Source organism: Desulfobulbus oralis (assembly GCF_002952055.1).
Classification (GTDB): domain Bacteria; phylum Desulfobacterota; class Desulfobulbia; order Desulfobulbales; family Desulfobulbaceae; genus Desulfobulbus; species Desulfobulbus oralis.
Genome location: NZ_CP021255.1, coordinates 326998 through 344400 on the forward strand (window position 1 = coordinate 326998; position 17403 = coordinate 344400).

A 17403-nucleotide genomic window follows, 5' to 3' on the forward strand; every position below is an offset into this window, starting at 1 on the left:
CAGATGGATCAGAAACGAAGAAATTTCCTGAAGATAGCGGGCATTTCCACCCTGGCTGGCCTGGGCGCGGGCACAGGTTTGGGGCATCTGGTGGATGGCGCCCAGTCGGCTTTGGCGGCAACGGCAGCGCCCCAGGGCAATACGGCCGGCCAGCATAGCGGCACTGCGCCCAGCGGCAAGCGCTATGGCCTCTTGATTGACGCCCGCAAGTTCCGCGAGAATCCGGCCCTGGGCGAGCGGGTGGTGCGGGCCTGCCATGAAACCCACAATGTGCCCCGCTTCCCGGAAAAGGACAAGAAGGACGAGATCAAGTGGATCTGGATGACGCACTTTGAAAACGCCTTTCCGGAACAGCCGAATCTGTATCCGGATCAGCAGACTGCGGAGGCGGAACTGCCCATTCTCTGCAATCACTGCGACAATCCGCCCTGCGTGCGCGTCTGCCCGACCCAGGCGACCTTCCGCAATCAGGACGGCATTATCGTGATGGACTTCCACCGCTGCATCGGCTGCCGCTTCTGCATGGCCGCCTGCCCCTATGGTAGCCGCAGTTTCAACTGGCGCGATCCCCGGCCCTTTATCGACGAGAGCACCAAAAACAAGGACTTCCCGACCCGGACCCGGGGTGTGGTGGAAAAATGCAATTTCTGCGCCGAGCGCCTGCGGCAGGGCCTGCAACCGGCCTGCGTGGAAGCCTGCGGCGACACCAAGGCCATGGTCTTCGGCGATCTGAACGATCCAGACTCGGAACTGCGGCAGATGCTGAGGCAAAACCATACGGTTCAGCGGAATCCCTCCTTGGGCACGCATCCTTCCGTTTTCTACATCCTGTGAGGCTCCCATGTTCGAAAAAGCGCTAAAAGGAAATCACTACTACTGGATGTGGCTGGCCTTTCTGGGCTTCATTGTCGCCATCGGCGGCATTTGCTACCTGCGTCAGTATTTTTACGGCCTGGGCATTACCGGCATGAGCCGGGACGTTTCGTGGGGGCTCTACATTTCCCAGTTCACCTTTCTGGTGGGCGTGGCGGCCGGAGGCGTGATGCTGGTTTTGCCCTACTACATCCACGACTTCAAGGCATTCGGCCGCATCACCATCCTGGGCGAATTTCTGGCCATCCCCGCGCTGATCATGTGCCTGCTGTTCATCATGGTGGATATCGGACAGCCGCTTCGCGCCATGAACATGATTCTGCACCCGACCCCGAACTCCATGCTGTTCTGGGATATGTGCGTGCTGCTGGGCTACCTTTTTCTGAACGCCCTCTGCGGCTGGGTCATCCTGACCGCAGAACGCAAGCAGGTGCATCCGCCCAAGTGGATCTATTTCTTCGTCTATTTTTCCATCCCCTTCGCCTTTTCGATTCATACGGTCACGGCCATGCTGTACTGCGGTTTGCCGGGGCGGCATTACTGGCTCTCGGCCATCATCGCCCCACGCTTTCTGGCCTCCGCCTTTGCAGCCGGCCCCTGCCTTATCGTGATCATGGCCCTGATCCTGAAGCGGGTGGCCAATTTCGACGCCGGCCGGGTGGCCATCGACAAGATCGTGACCATCATCATCTATGCGGCCATTGCCAATATGTTCTTCTGGTCGCTCGAGTTGTTTGTCGGCGCCTACTCCAATGTGCCCGGCCATCTGCACACCCTCGAGTATCTGTTCTTCGGGCTGGAGCACAACGGTCATGTCTACAACAATCTGGTGCCCTTCATGTGGCTCTTTCTGATTCTCTTCATTGTGGGCATCGCCATGATCAGCTATCCGCCGATCCGCCGGGGCGGCGGCCTGTGGCTGGGCGTTGGTTGCGCCTGCATTTTCACCGCCTTCTGGCTGGACAAGGGCATTGGTTTCGTGCTGGGCGGCTTTGTGCCCACGCCGACGGATGAAATCGTGGAATACTATCCCCACTTCAACGAGCTGATGATTGCAGCCGGCATCTGGGCGGCAGGCTTTTTCATCCTGACCATCCTGTACAAGATCGCCATTGGCGTGGATCGGGAGATAGAGGCGTAAGGCATTCTGCCCCGAAAGCTTGCACCCCCACGGGAAAAGCCCCGGTTCCCTGTGGAACCGGGGCTTTTCCTTGTGGATGCGTCGCCACGGGGACTGGAGACGCTTTTCTGATGAGTGCCCTGTGCCTTCTCTGGAAAGCGGGCGCCAGCGCGGGTGGGGAGCTTACTGCAGGCCGCTCAGGCCGAGGTACATTTGCCAGAGCGCCATGATTGGTTCCTGCAGGAAGAGAAAGACAGCAGCGGCGATTGCCAGAAAGGGCCCATAGGGAATGCGGGTCTGGCCGCCTTTTTTCTGGTGCACCATGGCGGCAATGCCGATGACACTGCCGAGTGTCGCGCTGCAGAGAATGACAAAGGGCAGGCTCTGCCAGCCCAGAAAAGCGCCGATCATGGCCAGAAACTTGATGTCCCCCCCACCCATGCCCTCCTGTTTTTTGAGGAGGTAGTAGCCCAGGGCCACCGCATAGAGGATGCCGCCGCCGCAGAGGATGCCCAGAGCAGACTGCTGCCAGCTGACCTGTTCGCTGAGCAGGGAGCCGGCAAAGCCCAGGACGATGCCCGGCAGGCTGATGATGTCTGGAATAATCTGGTGATGGAAGTCGATAAATATGATAACCAGAAGAGCCGCCACAAAGACAAAGTAGTAGAAGAAATCGAAGCCTGGCCCGAACTGTCGCATCAGGAGCGCCGCGAGGACGGCCATGGCCAGTTCGACTGCCGGATACTGGAGTGAAATCGCCTGCCGGCAGGAACGGCATTTGCCGCGGAGCATGAGATAGCTTAAGATCGGGATATTGTCGTACCAGTGCAGCATGTAGCCGCACCTGGGGCAGTGGGAGGCCGGGAAGACGACGGAGCCGCCTTCTTCCGGCAGCCGCAGGATGACGACATTGAGAAAAGACCCGACAACCGCACCAAAGAGCGCGGCAAAGGAGCAGATGAGCAGTTCCATGGGTGATCCGGGGGCAGATTGAGTAAACAGGCTGCAATGTACGGCAAATATGCTGTCTGCAGCCGTACCAGCCAGCAATGTTGTAGCGTTTTCCATGCCTGAATTCCAGAAAAATTGCACTGTCATCACCGGCGAGCAGCCGGCCCGGGGTCTGCTGCGCCTGCGCCTTGCAGCGCCGGAGATCGCCGCTGCAGTCAGGCCGGGCCAGTTTGTGATGGTCGCCTGCGGCGCTGACCGGGATCCGCTCCTGCGCCGGCCCCTTTCTGTCCACAACGCGGAAGCGGGGGCGACAATAGACCTGCTCGTGCGGGTGCTGGGGCGGGGCACCGCCGCCCTGACCCGGCTCAGGGCCGGCGATACCCTGTCTGTGCTTGGCCCCCTGGGCCGCGGCTTTGGCGAGGCCCAGGAGGGCGCTGAAGTCCTCCTGGTGGGCGGCGGCATCGGCTGCGCGCCGCTGCTCCTGCTGGCGCGGCGTCTGCTGGCGCGTCGGGCCAGGCCGGTACTGCTCCTGGGCGCTGCCCATGGGGCAGAGGCCCGGGCCTTTCGGGACTGCTTTCAGGGGCTCGACTGCCCGGTGCATCTCAGCACCGACGACGGCTCACTGGGCTATCACGGCTTTGTGACCGGGCTCCTGCCGGAACTGGCCGCTGCCGCCTCCCGGGTCTATGCCTGCGGCCCCATGCCGATGATGGCTGCAGTGGCGCGTTTCTGCGGCAGCCGCCTGCCCTGCGAGGTGTCGCTGGAAAGCCGCATGGCCTGCGGTCTGGGCGCATGCCTGGGCTGTGCGGTTCCAGCCCCGGACAGGCCCGGCGCATACCGGCATGTGTGCAAGGACGGTCCGGTTTTTCCGGCAAACGAGGTGCTCTGGCCATGAGCGCACAAAACAGTCCTGATCTGCGTGTACATATCGGCGCATTGACGCTCGACAACCCGGTGATGACCGCCTCCGGCACCTTTGGCTATGGCGCGGAGTTTGCGGGCCTGCTCGATCTGTCGCGTCTGGGGGCGCTGGTGACCAAGGGCATTTCCCTGGAGCCACGCGCGGGCAATCCGCCGCCGCGCATTGCGGAATGCGCCTCCGGCATGCTGAACGCCATTGGCCTTGAAAACGTGGGGGTCGAGCGTTTCCTGGCCGAAAAGATGCCTTTTCTCCGGCGCTTCGGCGCCAAAACCATTGTCAATATTCTGGGCAACAGCGAGGAGGAATACGCGGCCCTGGCGGCCAGACTCGCCGGGGTGGAGGGGGTGCTCGCCCTGGAAGTGAATATCTCCTGCCCGAACGTGCGCCAGGGCGGCATTGCCTTTGGCGTGGATCCGAAAATGGCTGCCGCTGTGGTGCGGGCCGTGAAGCGGCATGCACTGCAGCCGGTCATTGTCAAACTCTCGCCCAATGTCACGGATATCTGCCTTATGGCCCGGGCCGTGGCGGATGCGGGCGCGGATGCGGTTTCGCTCATCAACACGCTGATCGGCATGGCCATCGATATCCGTACCCGCAGGCCGGAGCTCGCCAACCGCACCGGCGGCCTGTCCGGCCCGGCCATCAAGCCGGTGGCCCTGCGCATGGTCTGGCAGGTGGCCCAGGTGCTGCAGATCCCTGTTATTGGCGTCGGCGGCATTGCCACGGCGGAAGACGCGCTGGAATTTCTTCTGGCCGGGGCCACCGCAGTACAGGTGGGCACGGCAACCTTCACCAACCCCGGGGCCAGCGTGGCCATCGTGGAGGGCATAGCCGCCTGGCTGGCTGCCCAGCACGAGCCCTCGGTTCAGGCCATTATCGGCGGCCTGCGCGATGTCTGACAACAGGCGCGGCCTGCTTTGTCTGTCTCTGGCCGGCCCGGACGCGGCTGCCCTGATTCGTCGGGCCGAAGCGCTCATCGATTTGGCCGATCTGGTGGAACTTCGGCTGGACAGTATGCAAGACCCGGACATCAGGCCCTTTTGCCGGCGCTTTGCCACGCCGGTTTTGGCGACTAACCGGCCCACCTGGGAAGGTGGCGCCTTTGCCGGCCCGGAAGATGAACGGCTGGCGCTGCTGACCCAGGCCATGAGCGCGGGTGCAGCCTATGTGGACATCGAACTCCGCACCGAGGCCAGCCGCCGGGATGCCTTTCTGGCTGCAGCCAGGGCCGCGGGCAAATGGGCCCTGGTTTCGTGGCATGACTTCAGGGCAACGCCGGATACGGCCGCGCTGACCCGGATTTTTGCCAGGATGCGCGCCACAGCGGCCCGAAGCGGCAAAATCGTGACCACCGCCGAAAATGCCGCCGACGCGGCCCGCCTTCTGGGCCTGCTTGCTCACAGTAGTCCCGAATTCCCCCTGAGCGCCTTTGCCATGGGCGCGCCCGGCGGCATTACCCGCCTGAGCTCGCTTTTTCTGGGCGGCCATATCGGCTATGCATCCGCAGACGCTGCCCTGGCCACTGCGCCGGGGCAGATGGAGCTCCGGCGTCTGCGGGACCTTTGCGATCTTTTCGAGGCAAAATCATGACCATAAGCGGAACGACCCGCCTGTTCGGCGTCTTGGGCAGCCCGGTGGGGCACTCGCTCAGCCCGGCCATGCACAATGCGGCCTTTCAGTCGCGGAACATCGATGCGGTCTATATTCCTCTGGCCGCCACCGAACTGGCCGCGGCCTTTGCGGGCATCAAGGCCCTGTCCTTCAGCGGCGTGTCGGTGACCGTGCCGCACAAGGTGGCCATTCTGCCGCTTCTGGACAGCATCGACCCGGTGGCGCAGAAGATCGGCGCGGTCAACACGCTCGTCTTCAGGCAGCGGGCCGATGGCCGGGTGCACTGCACGGGCGTCAACACCGACTGGCTGGGCGCCAACCAGGCCCTGGAGCAGGTCATCCCCCTGAAGGGGGCCTCGGTGCTGCTTCTGGGCGCGGGCGGCGCGGCCCGGGCCGTGGGCTTTGGCCTGAAAGAGGCAGGCGCGCAGTTGCTTGTGCACAATCGCGGCGAGGAGCGCGGTCGGGCCCTGGCAGCCCAGCTCGAATGCGGCTGTCTCACGGCCGGAGAACTGCGCGGCCGGCGGGCCGACATTCTGGTGAACGCCACCTCGGTCGGCATGACGCCCCATGCGGACGGGATCCCGATTGAGCCTGATCTGCTTTCGAACTTCCAGGTGGTTATGGACATCGTCTATGCACCGCTCAGGACCAGGCTCCTGCGCGAAGCCGCAAGCCGGGGCTGCACGGTGGTGTCCGGCAGCAGCATGCTTTTGTATCAGGCCATGGCCCAGTGGCGCCTGTGGATGGACGCCGAGCCGCCGCTTGAGGCCATGCGCGCGGCCCTCATGGCCGGCCTCGAACAGCAGGGTGGCTGAGCATGCGCAGCATTCAGCCTGTCTCCAATATAGATGTGGGCCTTGCGGTGCCCGGGTCCAAGAGCATCACCCAGCGGGCCCTGGTCGCCGCGGCCCTGGCAGGCGGCGAATCCCTGCTCCTGGGCGTTCTGGACAGCGAAGACACAAACTATCTGCGCAGCGCCCTGCGGGCCTTGGGCGTGCGCATTGACTGCAGTGACCCGGAGGCCTGGCGGGTGCAGGGCTGCGGCGGCCGCCTGCGCGCTCCGGATGCCCCGATTTACCTGGGCAACAACGGCACAGCCACCAGGCTCTTGACCTCGGTGGCTGCCCTGGCGGGCGGCCCGGTGCGCATCACCGGCGATGCCCGCATGGCCGAGCGACCCATTGCGCCGCTCATGGAGGCGCTGCGGGGCTGGGGCGTGGCGATTGCCAGCGAGCGCGGCAACGGCTGCCCGCCGCTCACCATTCACGGCCAGGGCATCCAAGGCGGCAGCACCACGCTGGCAACCGGCAAGTCCAGCCAGTATCTGTCCTCACTGCTGCTGGTCGCCCCCTATGCGCAGGAGACGGCGGAGATCGCCGTGGCCGGCAGGCTCTATTCCCGGCCCTACGTGGACATGACGCTCGCGGTGATGCAGGCCTTTGGCGTGCAGGCAGGGCCTGTTCCGGGACAGAGCCGATTCGTGGTGCCCCGGGGCGGCTACCGTGCCCGGCAGTACCAGATCGAGGGCGATGCCTCCAGCGCCTCGTACTTCCTGGCCGCGGCGGCCATCTGCGGCGGTCGGGTGCGGGTGATGAACCTGCCTTCGCCCTCCCTGCAGGGCGACGCCGGATTCGTGGAGCTGCTGGCGCGCATGGGCTGCCGGGTGGAGCAGGACAGGGGCGGCATGCAGGTGACAGGCGCTTCCTGCCTGCACGGCATCGAGGCCGACATGGGCGACATGCCCGATGTCGCGCCCACGCTGGCCGTGGTGGCGGCCTTTGCCGAAGGCATGACCAGCATCACGAACGTCTCCCACCTCAGGGTCAAGGAGTGCGACCGGCTGAGCGCCATGACCCATGAACTGCGCCGCCTGGGCGTGGCTGTGGAGGAGCGGGAGGACGCCATGCACATTCAGGGCAGGGGCGGCCTGGGCCTGCACGGCGGCCGTATCCAGACCTACAGGGACCACCGCATCGCCATGAGCATGGCGCTGGCCGGCCTGCGCATTCCGGGGGTGGCGATAGAGGGCGAAGACTGTGTGGCCAAGTCCTTCCCGGATTTCTGGGAGCGCTTCCGTATGCTGGAAGGGCAGGGATAGGCCGGGCATCCTTATCCCTGGTTTTTTCTCTTTGGCCAGCTCGGAACGAAGGGCCCCAGGCGAGGCCCTGCGACGTGGCGCAGGCTCTTTTTTTCGTGCAATGGGGCCTTGGGGAGGACGGGCCGGGGCATGGTGAATTCAAATTGCAAATGCACCGGTGAGGGCCTGGTTAAAAACCTCGGCTGGAGTCTGGTAGTGTAAACATTTGCGCGGCCGGTTATTCAGTTGTTCTGCCGCCTTAACGACCATTGCTTCCGTGATCTTGTGAAAGCTGATGCCCCTGGGAAAATACTGCCGCAAAAGCCCGCCCTCGTTTTCGTTTGTGCCACGCTGCCAAGGAGCATGTGGTTTACAAAAATACGTGCGCAGGCCAGTGGCCAACTCCAGAGCCCTGAAGCCTGCCAGTTCCGAACCATTATCCAGCGTCAGGGTCTGCCTCAGCTTTGGCGGCACAGCACGCAGGCAGGGAATGAGTGCCGCATTGAAGGACGCGGCTGTCTTGTACCCTGGCCAGCAGGAGAAAGCGGCTCCTGCGTTCGGTACAGCTGAGCAGCGGCTGCTTTTCCTTTGGAGGCACAGACAAGGTCGGCTTCCCAGTCACCAAAGCGAGTTCTGAGTTCCACAATCCCCGGGCGGCAGCTGATATCAATACGCCCGGGAAACAGGCGCCGGCCCTGGCCATACCTGGCTTGCCGCCTCCGGCCTTTGTGGGCGCGGCGCAGATGGCGGTAGCTGGTATCGCCGAATTGTGCCGCTGCATGGACCCAGCGGTAGATAGTCTCTGTACTGATACGCATGCTTTGATCCTCTGGATACTCCAGACGGATGCGCCCTGCAATCTGCTCGGAAAACCAGTTTGCGCGCAACTTTTCATCGACCCAGGCGATCAATCCGGGCCGATTCATACAACGGTAATGCCTTGCTCTCTTTCGTCTTTTCCGGGCACGCCGCTCTGCGCTCTGCGCACGATAGCCTCGTTTTGCAGAACCCACGTTGCGGCGCAGCTCCCGGGAAAGCGTGCTGTGACTCCTGCCCAGGCGTCTGGCCATTTCCCGGCAGCTCAGGCCCATGGACACAAATATTTCGATCCTGATGCGTTCTTCCAGAGTAAGATGGCTATGGGACATGGCGGGCTCCTTCTGGCCGAGTGGTTGTTGGTGCTGCCAACTCTACCAGAATCCCGCCTTGTCCTTTTAACTTTTCATCCCCCTACCACGTGGTGCGTTTGGAATGAGAATCTACCCCCAGGCGATCAGATCGGAGCGGCTCATGCAGCGGTAATGGCGCAGCTCCCGGCAATCTCCGCAAGCAGACGGTTCTTCAGATCTTAGAGATAGTACGTGCTCCTGGCACTACGGTCTTCGGAGCCGCCGGTTCCGGCGCCATAGCCATAGCTAGCCAGAACCACACCGTTGACCTCTACCTGACGCAAAGGGCGTAGGGACATCCCATAATAAGTGCTGGTGTAGGAATATGACGTGTGAATTCACCAAATGCTCAGCTCATTCACGAACTCACTTTAAAAATAGCTGGAGTTCATCTAAGGTCCTCCACCACTCTCTGTTTCTATGATAAGTGTCCCAATCAACTTCTTCTTGTACTTCATTTACATGACATATATCCCTCCAAGTGTATTCTTTTGGAAAGCTTTTCCAGTATAATAAACTTCCTGGATATATTTCATTTAGCACTAAATTATCTGATAAAGTATGATATAAATTTGATTCTATCGAAGTTTTTGCAAATTTGTATCCAATATTTTTATCAGTGCAAAGAAAGTCAATAATTATATTAGTACTATCTTCATATGATGAGTCAATACAGTATCTATTCCAAATTGGGGTTCTCTCAATTGCCCATATACCTCCTCCTTTTTTAGTAATTTGGTAATAATTATTATTAAATGTTATATATTGTTCATATTTTAAAGTATTAAGAACTCTTAATAATTCTCTGTCATTAAAATCATGTGAATACTCAACATTCATATGAATAGAATAGTTTTCTTCACATAAATTTTTAAAATTGCTTCTTCCTTCTAAAGCTAGAAAATCGAGTATAAATAATTCACCATTTGAGAGATGTGTGATTTTTGTCCTTTTTGGCAGCATAAAAATAGCTTAATGTTATCATTGAATTAGTTAATGAGCCAGCCAAATATATTTTTGATTGGGCCTCTAATTGTCTCTTCACAACATTGACAAGTTGTTGTACTCACCAAATGAGAGCCATTTCCAGTTACTTGGTAATGATACCCTTTCCCAGCACAAGGACATTTATAAAATAATTCCATTTCTAAAACAATAGTGAATTTATAATCCATGACCAGGCGACGATGGATTTGACGCGGGGCTGATCGAGTTCCATACTGCGCAAGGCTGTTTCCAGGTGATCTTCCAGAGCATCAAGACTGTCGAAAACCAGGTTGCCAAAGTATTGCTCACGCACTTCATCCCATATATGCTCAACAGGATGCAACTCGGGCGAATAAGGAGGCAGCGAAACAAGCCGCATGTTGGCGGGAATGTTCAGGCACGACTCCCTGTGCCAGCCAGCGCCATCCAGAATCATGAGCAGTCTTTCTTCAGGATAACGGGAAGCCACTTCATCCAGGAATATCTGCATGCACACCCTGTTGACATGCGGCATGATCAACGTGTCCAGGCGACCATCACTCACCGATACCGTGGCATAGGCGTAAACAGATTCCTGCGTTACCATGCTCCGGCATACGGGGCGATGCGGCCGTGGACACCAGCACCGCCTTGACAGCGAAATCCGGCCAAAGCGGCCCTCATCCTGAAACAGCACGCGCAAGGGTCCCGTTCCAGGCCAATGGCTGTCTACGGTGGCGAGCAATGCCGGGAATTTTTTTCCACTCTGCCTGTATCCCGGCATCGGCCCTGACGTGCCGCTTGTCCGGAGCGAGCTTGCGCCAGTTATGGCGGTGCAGCAAATTGTAGACTGTGGACAGGGGAACAGTGCGGCCCAGGTGCGCATCGAGCGCCTGCTTGATCTCCCGGACAACCAGAATGCCACCCTGGGCTGCTTTTTCGAAGAAAGGAGCCAGGAAAGCGGCTTCTTCCTCCCTGCTCATGTTTTCATGCCGTCTGCCGCCCGGTTTTCGCTTGTCCAAATCAGGCGCGCCTGCCAGGCGGATGAACCGGTTGCGCAGCTGACAGACCCATCCTTTGGATATTCCGGTGACCATGGCCACCTGTTCCAGGGAAAAACCAAACTCCAGCGGCAGGATGACTGCCTGGGCCTGGCGGAGCTCTGCCACTGTGTGCGCCTGTTTCAATGCCTCCCTGGCCGCAACAAGAACCTCTTGTCCTCGTGCTGGACGTGCCATCTGCCCACCTCCTGTAAGATGAGCATATTATACCATTAATGATGTGGAATTGGAATTAGAAGGACAAGGCGGGATTCTGGTAGAGTTGGCAGCACCAACAACCACTCAGCCAGAAGGAGCCCGCCATGTCCCATAGCCATCTTGCTCTGGAAAAACGCATCAGGATCGAAATATTTGTGTCCATGGGCCTGAGCTGCCGGGAAATGGCCAGACGCCTGGGCAGGAGTCACAGCACGCTTTCCCGGGAGCTGCGCCGCAACGTGGGTTCTGCAAAAAGAGGCTATCGTGCGCAGAGTGCAGAGCGGCGTGCCCGGAAAAGACGAAAGAGAGCAAGGCATTACCGCTGTATGAATCGGCCCGAACTGGTTGCCTGGGTCGATGAAAAATTACGCGCAAACTGGTCTCCCGAACAGATTGCAGGGCGCATCCGTCTGGAGTATCCAGAGGATCAAAGCATGCGTATCAGTACAGAGACTATCTACCGCTGGGTCTATGCAGCGGCACAATTCGGCGATACCAGCTACCGCCATCTGCGCCGCGCCCACAAAGGCCGGAGGCGGCAAGCCAGGTATGGCCAGGGCCGGCGTCTGTTTCCCGGGCGTATTGATATCAGCTGCCGCCCGGGGATTGTGGCACTCAGAACCCGCTTTGGTGACTGGGAAGCCGACCTTGTCTGTGCCTCCAAAGGAAAGGCGGCGCTGCTCAGCTGTACCGAACGGAAAAGCCGCTTTCTCTTGCTGGCCAGGGTACAGGACAAGACAGCCGCGTTCTTCAATGCGGCGCTCATTCCCTGCCTGCGTGCTGTGCCGTCAAAGCTGAGGCAGACCCTGACGCTGGATAATGGTTCGGAAATGGCAGGCTTCAGGGCGCTGGAGTTGGCCACTGGCCTGCGCACGTATTTTTGCCAGCCGCATGCTCCTTGGCAGCGTGGCACAAACGAAAACAGCAACGGGCTTTTGCGGCAGTATTTTCCCAGGGGCATCAGCTTGCACAAGATCACGGAAGCAATGGTCGTTAAGGCGGCAGAACAACTGAACAACCGGCCGCGCAAATGTTTACACTACCAGACTCCCGCTGAGGTTTTTAACCAGGAACTCACCGGTGCATTTGCAATTTGAATTCACCGCCTTCATCAAATTTCGCAGTCGCCTGGGGCAATCTATCCTGCAGATTTTACGGCTTGTTCAGCTCAATTTGTTTGAACGGCGGGATTTAGACGAACTTTTTTGTCCGGAAAAACAAAAAATACCATTACATAACAACCAGTTATCGCTATTCCAAATTTAGTGGGACAGCAGTGTGTCTGTTTGATTATCCGTTCTACAAGCATGGGTTCCTCTCTAGATAGATTGTTGACTGATCGCCCTCTATCTATCCAAAAGAACTCATGCTTTTTAGTTTGTTCAGATCTTTTTACGCACCGTTTTGTGAGAAGAACCCATTTTTTTATTTAAAATTGAAAATTAACGGCAAAATTGTAATAACAAATAAAGACCAAATAATATAAACTGGTAAAAAACTTACTATTGATTTAGTCATAATTTCAGTTATCCTGCTCTCAGTTTTAATATATTTGAAATATGCAATAAGTATAACGATAAGATGAGTAAAAAGTGAATTCTCTACCGCCTAAAGGCGGTAGCTTCGAACCATTGCCGCCTGCAAGGCGGCTTACGGAGCCAGGGTAAAATCGTCATCGTGGGCTCGCTCCTCCAAGTCCTGCTCTGCAATATATTGCATGATGACATCGTCTGTGACATTGCCTGAACTGGCGGCAAAATATCCGCGACCCCACAGATGACGGCCCCAAAATTGCCCGGACAAACGTCGGTTTTCTGCAAGCAGCTTGCGTGAGGTTTTCCCTTTTATGCGGCCAACCAATTTACTCACAGAAATCTGTGGAGGAAGCGAAACAAACAGATGTACATGATCTTTGGAGACGTGCCCTTTCAAAATATCTATATCCATGGATCGGCATATTTCTCGTATCAGATCCTGTAAACGCACGGCCACGTCTCCAAAGAGAACCGGTTTGCGATACTTGGTAATCCATACAATATGGACCTTGAGGGAATAAATTGAATGCGAGCCTTTGCGATACGCATAGTCATCCATAGTATCGCAAACCTACTGAAGTCTTCGCCTCAAGGCGAGGGATTTTCTCCCATTCCCAGAAAGAGACATTAAACCTTTGTTCTCTCTTCTCCCTGATGGGGAAGGTATATAATTAACTCTTGCATGCCAAACTCTTAAAGTTTCTGAATCCGGAAACATCTTAATTGCTTCAACTAACCAATCCTCAAATTGGAATTTATCCCGCCGATAAAGTCTTTCCAGTTTTTCTGGAGCATCTATGTTTGTAACAATTTCATTCTTCATGACTTATCATCCCTTTGAAGAAAGGTTGATTTTTCGAAGAGGACACAAAGAGGGCGATTGTGCCCCTGCGTGTCAGTTGTGCCATCTCGAAATGACCATCATGGCACAATCCGGAGCATCAGCCGTATTCGGCAGCCAAATGACCAATATGAGCAGGCTCAGGTTGCCGATTCGGGCAAAAAGCAGTGCCGCAGGGGCATCGGCCCAACCCCTGGGGCTGCCAAAACCAAACAAGGCCCGTAGCAGGATACCCAAATTGAACCCCGCAACATGAATAATGTAACGCTTCTCCACATTGGCCAGCCCGCAAAGATGCACCCGCCGCATGCCGCCCCGGTCAAGGCAGTGGGCAAAGCTGCGCTCCACCCGCTCGCCCCGCGCCCGCAAAAGCGCCTTGCCCTTTTCGGATTTCAGCCGGCCACGGTTCCCGTACACCGCATCCCGGGCCGCCGTATCCCCATGCCAGCGCAACCGCCCCTTGTGCGCCGGTTCACTGATCCGGCTTGTGCAGGCATCCGGCAAATCCTTCAGCACTTTCCGGCTGTGATAGCCCTTGTCCGCCACCAGAGCAAAGGGCTCGTCAATGCCGGGCGCGTCTTCTTTGTCCCTGACCGCGCACAGCTTGGCCTGGGCATCCTCGAGTGTGGTGGCAAGTGTTGTCGTGTCGCCCCGATCCGCAGGATGCACCACAGCCGAAACAATGGCCCCGGATTCCAAGTCAACCACATGCTCGGGCTTGTACGCCATATGCGTACGGCCATCCTTGAGTTTGGCTATGCGCGCATCCTCATCGGTGCTCGATTGCCAGTCCTTGTTGGAGGTCTTTCTGCCCTGGCGCTTGCGGTCAAAGGCGATCAATTCCGCCCTGGTCGGCGTCCTGATGCCGCTCTCTTCAGCCAGGCGTTCAAGCATTTCCTGATACGTCTCGCCTGTATCACGGCGGACAATGCTCTTCATGGCGGCATTGGCCTCCATGCTAGAAGCGTCGATGCCAAGATATTTGCCTTCAAGCAGGCGGGCCTGTTGCAAAATCTTGAGCACAAAGACAAACATTTCGTGATGGACTTCCAGCGGCAGACGCTGACGAATACGGCACAAAGAGGAGTGGTCAGGCACGAATTCGGTGGGGCCGAGCCCGAGGAATTCGCGCAGAGAAAGGGAATCGGCACAGCGCCAGCAAATGCCGCGCTCGGAATCTACCCCCTCGAAGTAGCCGATCAAAAGCATGCGGAAATAACGGCCCGGCGGGATGAATTTGCGGCCGGGTTTTTCGGCGTAGAAGGGCGCACAGAGCTTTTCGAGGAAGGCGTCAAATGCTTCCTCATGCAGGAGCTTCTGCAGCCGCTCGTAAAAGACATGCCCCTGACTCTGGGGCAGCTGATCATAGATCAGCCACATGCTCTTCTGCTCTGCCTGCCTCCGGCCAGGACTCATGCTGCCTCCTCGACACAATTTGATCGCCTGTGCACCATTATGCCTTGCCTGAAGACTTTTTCAACGGCCTTTTACCACGTGCACAGTGAGATACAAACAGCAGATCATGATCCGTGCGCCGTCCTTCAGCCGCCTGGTCGTCCGTCTGCCCCGGACCCGTGCCCCAGAATTCGTCATTGCCCGCGCCGCATGCCAGGTCGGCATGGTCTGGTGGAACATCATCGGCCTCTGGCAAGCCCGGTTTTCCCGGCATGGTTCCGGCGGGCCGCCGCCCTGCCGGCAGGCGGCCCTGATTCCGAACGGTGCGGCACAAAAAAACGGGAAGTCCGTATGCACCGGGCCTCCCGTTTTTTGACGCTCCACAGGTTCCGCCATGCAGCCGCCTGCGTGACAGCGCTTCAGGGGCCGGCGTCCCTGATGATCACGTCAAACTGGTCAAGCTGCAGCACCGCACCCGGGCCGCTGCCCAGGAGGTAAAAGGAAAAACTCTGGCGTTCCTTTTTGTTGTGAAAGGAAAAGGACCGTTCCAGGCTTTCCCCCCTGTGCAGCAGCGGCAATGCGGGCAGGGGAATATCCGTCTGGTCCTTCTCCCACTCCTTGACCAGCAGCTTGAACTGCACGCCCTCCCTGGGCGCCTGCAGCAACTTCAGGCGCATACGCACCTCGACATCCGAATTGGCCGGGAAATCCAGGTACTGTGCGCCCACCAGGTTGTCACTCCAGTCGTTGCCCACCACCTGGGACAATTTGCGCCGCTGGCCATCGCCAAACTTCAGCACCCGTTCCGCTGCGCCCGTGACCTTGAGCGTTCTATCCAGAGTGCGGGCAATGGCCTGCAGCTCGCGGCCCTGCCTGCGCGGCAGGCGGCGCATCGTTTCCGGCGGATCGCCCAGGATGCTCGGGGCTTCGCCGCCTTTGCACCTGCCGTCATCCATGCACTCGATGCGCTGATTGCCGGCCGTGTGCCGCCGGAGCACCGAGGTCGTGTAGGAGAGCATCTCCCGGGGGCTGTCGTAATCGCGGAAAAAGCTGCGGCCCAGGACGCTCAGCGGCACGGGCAGCTCAAAGTAGTCCAGCACCGAGACGCTCATGTCCACCAGACCATAACCGCCTTTTTTGATGCGCGGAAGCTGCCTGCCGCCGCCATCGGGTGCAAGCACCATGCCCATTCCCCAGGAACTGACCCAGCCGGCCAATTCGGCGCCGTGGGATTCGTCGGAGGTCACGATCACCAGCGTGTCCCTGAGCACACCGTCCTGTTTGAGCTGCGCCAGAAAGCGCCCAACCGCCTCGTCCAGCAGCGCCACGGCCGCGGCCTTGCGGTTCGGATATTTTGCCGCGACTTCATCCGGCACGGCATAGGGCTGGTGCGTGCCCACGGTCAGCAGCGTCAGCATCCAGGGTTTGCCGGCCCTGCGCAGTCCCTGGATATAGCGCCGCGCCCCGGCAAAAAAGGCGCTGTCCACCTTGCCCCACTCAAAGGGAAATGGATTGGCCTCCTTTTTGAACCATTCCACGCCGTGCACCTGCTCAAAGCCCGTCAGCGCCATGACGCGGTCCTTGGCCATAAAGCCCAGCCCCGCGGCCTGCAGGTAGTGGGTTGACCAGCCGTGCGCCCGCATCTGCGCGGGCAGGCAGTCCCGGGCCCGCTCCGGAACGGCCTGCAATTCAAAGGCCTTGGGCGTGTCCCAGGAAAACTTGCTGAAATCGCCGCAGAGGATGGCGTACAGTCCGCGAATGGTCTGATGACTGTGGACGGTGAAATCCGGGATCAGCATGGCATCTGGGGCGCTGGCCGCAAGCTGCTCCATGGTGATGGGCGCATCCGCAGCAGCCACGCCCATGCTGTTCCTGATTTCAGGGTGATACAGGCCGGGAATGCCCTCCATCACAATGATGAGCACATTCCTGGCCGCACCCCGCCCGGCAAAAAGCGGCCTGCCCTGCACGTCGGCCTGCCGCAGCCCCTGGGGCAGCTCGGCCGCACTGTATTCCACCCTGATCCAGGGCCTGTTGTTGACCAGATCCAGGACAAACCAGTGCAGGGGATTGTAGCGGGCGGCGACACTCTGGCTGTCGAAACGCTGGGCAAGCTGGTCATGACCGGGCAGTCCCAGCCCCAGCGCCAGGGCGACCAGGAGGAGTGCGCGCCAGAGACGCAGCCGCTTCAGGGGGACGAGCAGCGCCAGGAGCACGGAGCCCAACTGCACCAGGACGAACACGGGTTCCGAGAATTTGAAACCGTCTGTGGTGTTCCTGACAAAGTCCGCATCGATCAGATAGTGCAGATCCTGCCAGACCGGATAGCGCTGGAGTGAGAAAAACAGCTCCTGCGAGCCCGCCTGGAAAAGCCCCCAAAGCAGGGCCAGCGGAAAGCGCAGCAGCCAGGGACTGGCCCAGGCCAGGGCAAAAAAAGCCAGCCCCAGGCTCAGGTCGGAGCAGATCCCGGCCCCCTGATCCGGCTGGGTGGCCAGGCGAAGGCCCGCCGGCGCAAAGGCGGCCAGACCCAGAAACAGCAGGGCAAGAGTTCGTTGCAAAGCGTCACCTTGGGGTTGAAGAGGCGGAAACAGGAGCAGAGATCCCCTGCAACAAAAAGTCCGGACGGGCGCCTGTGCAATTTTGCCAGTCAAACCGCCCGGTTCGCAAATTGGGGGGCACAGTCC

The 17403-nt window shown here is 58.8% G+C and carries 17 protein-coding genes and 2 pseudogenes; 10 read left to right on the forward strand and 9 right to left on the reverse strand.

All coding sequences use genetic code 11. From position 1 onward, the window contains the following. Positions 1-3: 3 nt before the first annotated feature. Together dsrO and dsrP are read left to right on the forward strand one after the other, a co-directional pair. Entirely contained in the window at positions 4-834 is an 831-nt protein-coding gene (gene dsrO / locus CAY53_RS01290) for a sulfate reduction electron transfer complex DsrMKJOP subunit DsrO (RefSeq protein ID WP_104935607.1), read from the forward strand. A 7-nt stretch (positions 835-841) separates the two neighbouring features. Then, positions 842-2014, forward strand: a complete 1173-nt coding sequence (gene dsrP, locus CAY53_RS01295) for a sulfate reduction electron transfer complex DsrMKJOP subunit DsrP (RefSeq protein ID WP_104935608.1) — start codon at positions 842-844, stop codon at positions 2012-2014. Between the two features lie 162 nt (positions 2015-2176). On the opposite strand, the gene CAY53_RS01300 is transcribed toward dsrP, so the two are convergent. Continuing rightward, positions 2177-2965 carry a prepilin peptidase gene (locus CAY53_RS01300; RefSeq protein ID WP_104935609.1) on the reverse strand — a complete coding sequence of 263 codons (789 nt, stop codon included), beginning with the start codon at positions 2963-2965 and terminating at the stop codon, positions 2177-2179. Between the two features lie 94 nt (positions 2966-3059). Between CAY53_RS01300 and CAY53_RS01305 the strand changes: the two genes are divergently transcribed. The 5 genes from CAY53_RS01305 to aroA are packed head-to-tail and all read left to right on the forward strand — an operon-like array spanning position 3060 to position 7575. After that, positions 3060-3839: a dihydroorotate dehydrogenase electron transfer subunit gene (locus CAY53_RS01305; RefSeq protein ID WP_104935610.1), complete on the forward strand. Its 780-nt coding sequence runs from the start codon at positions 3060-3062 to the stop codon at positions 3837-3839. After that, positions 3836-4765 carry a dihydroorotate dehydrogenase gene (locus tag CAY53_RS01310; RefSeq protein ID WP_104935611.1) on the forward strand — a complete coding sequence of 310 codons (930 nt, stop codon included), beginning with the start codon at positions 3836-3838 and terminating at the stop codon, positions 4763-4765. The genes CAY53_RS01305 and CAY53_RS01310 overlap by 4 nt, the downstream gene beginning before the upstream one ends. Then, positions 4758-5456 carry a type I 3-dehydroquinate dehydratase gene (locus tag CAY53_RS01315; RefSeq protein ID WP_104935612.1) on the forward strand — a complete coding sequence of 233 codons (699 nt, stop codon included), beginning with the start codon at positions 4758-4760 and terminating at the stop codon, positions 5454-5456. The genes CAY53_RS01310 and CAY53_RS01315 overlap by 8 nt, the downstream gene beginning before the upstream one ends. Next, positions 5453-6292: a shikimate dehydrogenase gene (locus CAY53_RS01320; RefSeq protein WP_219842694.1), complete on the forward strand. Its 840-nt coding sequence runs from the start codon at positions 5453-5455 to the stop codon at positions 6290-6292. Before CAY53_RS01315 ends, CAY53_RS01320 begins: the two co-directional genes overlap by 4 nt. Positions 6293-6294: 2 nt before the next feature. Beyond that, positions 6295-7575: a 3-phosphoshikimate 1-carboxyvinyltransferase gene (gene aroA / locus CAY53_RS01325; protein WP_104935613.1), complete on the forward strand. Its 1281-nt coding sequence runs from the start codon at positions 6295-6297 to the stop codon at positions 7573-7575. Positions 7576-7713: 138 nt separating this feature from the next. Here aroA and CAY53_RS13665 read toward each other — a convergent pair. The 4 genes and pseudogenes from CAY53_RS13665 to CAY53_RS01345 form a co-directional block, all read right to left on the reverse strand. Continuing rightward, positions 7714-8702, reverse strand: a pseudogene (locus CAY53_RS13665) (IS30 family transposase). A 387-nt stretch (positions 8703-9089) separates the two neighbouring features. Further along, a complete protein-coding gene (locus CAY53_RS12390; RefSeq protein WP_146106358.1) occupies positions 9090-9686 on the reverse strand; it encodes a hypothetical protein in 597 nt (198 codons plus the stop codon). 184 nt (positions 9687-9870) lie between these two features. Further along, complete coding sequence (locus tag CAY53_RS13080; protein WP_245874832.1) at positions 9871-10473, reverse strand: IS630 family transposase; 603 nt, start codon at positions 10471-10473, stop codon at positions 9871-9873. Further along, positions 10370-10927, reverse strand: a complete 558-nt coding sequence (locus CAY53_RS01345) for a winged helix-turn-helix domain-containing protein (protein WP_104935616.1) — start codon at positions 10925-10927, stop codon at positions 10370-10372. Before CAY53_RS01345 ends, CAY53_RS13080 begins: the two co-directional genes overlap by 104 nt. Before the next feature lie 125 nt (positions 10928-11052). On the opposite strand from CAY53_RS01345, the gene CAY53_RS01350 reads away from it, so the two are divergent. Next, positions 11053-12045 carry an IS30 family transposase gene (locus tag CAY53_RS01350; protein ID WP_104935617.1) on the forward strand — a complete coding sequence of 331 codons (993 nt, stop codon included), beginning with the start codon at positions 11053-11055 and terminating at the stop codon, positions 12043-12045. Positions 12046-12085: 40 nt separating this feature from the next. Then, positions 12086-12214 (forward strand): annotated as a pseudogene (locus tag CAY53_RS13305) (IS4 family transposase); the annotation flags it as partial. Positions 12215-12598: 384 nt separating this feature from the next. Here the strand turns inward: CAY53_RS13305 and tnpA are convergent. From tnpA to CAY53_RS01360, 3 genes are all read right to left on the reverse strand, one after another. Then, positions 12599-13042 carry an IS200/IS605 family transposase gene (tnpA, locus tag CAY53_RS01355; RefSeq protein ID WP_104935618.1) on the reverse strand — a complete coding sequence of 148 codons (444 nt, stop codon included), beginning with the start codon at positions 13040-13042 and terminating at the stop codon, positions 12599-12601. Positions 13043-13054: 12 nt separating this feature from the next. Further along, positions 13055-13306 carry a hypothetical protein gene (locus tag CAY53_RS12395; RefSeq protein ID WP_146106359.1) on the reverse strand — a complete coding sequence of 84 codons (252 nt, stop codon included), beginning with the start codon at positions 13304-13306 and terminating at the stop codon, positions 13055-13057. A 72-nt stretch (positions 13307-13378) separates the two neighbouring features. Beyond that, entirely contained in the window at positions 13379-14740 is a 1362-nt protein-coding gene (locus CAY53_RS01360) for a transposase (protein ID WP_219842696.1), read from the reverse strand. Positions 14741-14825: 85 nt separating this feature from the next. On the opposite strand from CAY53_RS01360, the gene CAY53_RS01365 reads away from it, so the two are divergent. Beyond that, entirely contained in the window at positions 14826-15095 is a 270-nt protein-coding gene (locus CAY53_RS01365) for a hypothetical protein (protein WP_104935619.1), read from the forward strand. A 43-nt stretch (positions 15096-15138) separates the two neighbouring features. Here CAY53_RS01365 and CAY53_RS01370 read toward each other — a convergent pair whose 3' ends face one another. Next, a complete protein-coding gene (locus tag CAY53_RS01370; RefSeq protein WP_104935620.1) occupies positions 15139-17277 on the reverse strand; it encodes an LTA synthase family protein in 2139 nt (712 codons plus the stop codon). Positions 17278-17403: the final 126 nt, after the last annotated feature.